A 1,123-nucleotide genomic window follows, 5' to 3' on the forward strand; every position below is an offset into this window, starting at 1 on the left:
CTGCGCGCCCCTCCCCCCCTGCTCTGGTGTTGCTATGTTCGCCCGCGCGCCCGCCGCTGCACCGCTCTCCACTCGGGGTTGTGTCGCCAGTATGGCCCAAGGCCGCGACGGAAACGGCAGTGGGGCGGGCGTGCGAGCTTCCACGCCACATACGGATGACGTGCGCGATACTCTGGTGCCGATAAACAAGCGATCGCACATCGCCACGCTGCTGAACACGCTGCGCGAATATCCGCGCCTGAGCAATTCCGAGCGTATCACCTTTGAATATGTCATGCTCAAAGGTGTCAATGACAGTGATGCCGATGCCCGCCGCCTTGTTCAACTGATCAAGGGCATTCCGGCTAAGATCAACCTTATCCCATTCAACGAGTGGCCCGGCAGCCCCTATCAACGCAGCGATTGGGAGCGGATCGAACGCTTTGCCGACATCATCTACAAGGCTGGGTATGCCAGCCCGATCCGAACGCCCCGTGGCGAGGATATCATGGCCGCCTGCGGCCAGTTGAAATCCGCCACCGAACGCTCCCGCAAATCCCGCGCGCAGATCGAGGCCGAGGCAGGGCTTTAGCCCAATGACCGCCTTTGCCCCCCTGCCGCAGCCATTCAACGCTACGGGTGATCCCCCCCTTGTCGGTGTCGAAATCGAGCTTGGCGGCTTGCCGGAATCGCGCGTGGCGGACCTGTGTGCATCCAAACTGGGGGGCACGGCGCAACAGGTGGACAGCCATATCTGGCGGGTTGGGAATAGCCAGATCGGACAGATCGACATCTATCTCGACATCTTTCTGCGCAACGCGGAATCATGTGGATGGCCTTGCCCGTCTTGATGATTTGCGGATGACGCTTCGGGATGCAGGGGCTTTGGGCAGCGGCGCGGGCTGGTTCTTTGGGTTTGGCCTGCATCTTAACATTGAGATGGCCAGCGATGCTGATGCCGACACGGTTCGCCCTTTGCTTGCCTATGCGCTGATCGAGGACTGGCTGCGCGCCGCCAATCCTATTGACGAGGCCCGCCGTCTCTTACCCTTTACAGACCCATACCCGATTGATTTTACCCGTGCGCTGATCGAAATGGGGCCAGAGGCCGCGCGTGAGAGGGTGATCGGCAGCTATCTCGAAC

General features: G+C 60.9%; 2 protein-coding genes and 1 pseudogene. All 3 read left to right on the forward strand.

From position 1 onward, the window contains the following. Positions 1-151: 151 nt before the first annotated feature. Positions 152-571 (forward strand): annotated as a pseudogene (locus HEP69_RS23425) (23S rRNA (adenine(2503)-C(2))-methyltransferase RlmN); the annotation flags it as partial. 4 nt (positions 572-575) lie between these two features. Further along, entirely contained in the window at positions 576-830 is a 255-nt protein-coding gene (locus tag HEP69_RS23430) for a hypothetical protein (protein ID WP_290560937.1), read from the forward strand. A 10-nt stretch (positions 831-840) separates the two neighbouring features. Then, positions 841-1,123, forward strand: a 283-nt coding sequence (locus HEP69_RS23435; RefSeq protein ID WP_290560938.1) for an amidoligase family protein, incomplete at its 3' end; no start/stop codon positions are given.

Origin of the sequence: Aestuariivita sp. (genome assembly GCF_021404545.1) — a bacterium.
GTDB lineage: Bacteria > Pseudomonadota > Alphaproteobacteria > Rhodobacterales > Rhodobacteraceae > Aestuariivita.

Excerpts from the sequence above, each read along its gene's own strand:
- HEP69_RS23430 (WP_290560937.1), top strand. The coding sequence starts at position 576 with ATGACCGCCTTTGCCCCCCTGCCGCAGCCATTCAACGCTACGGGTGAT.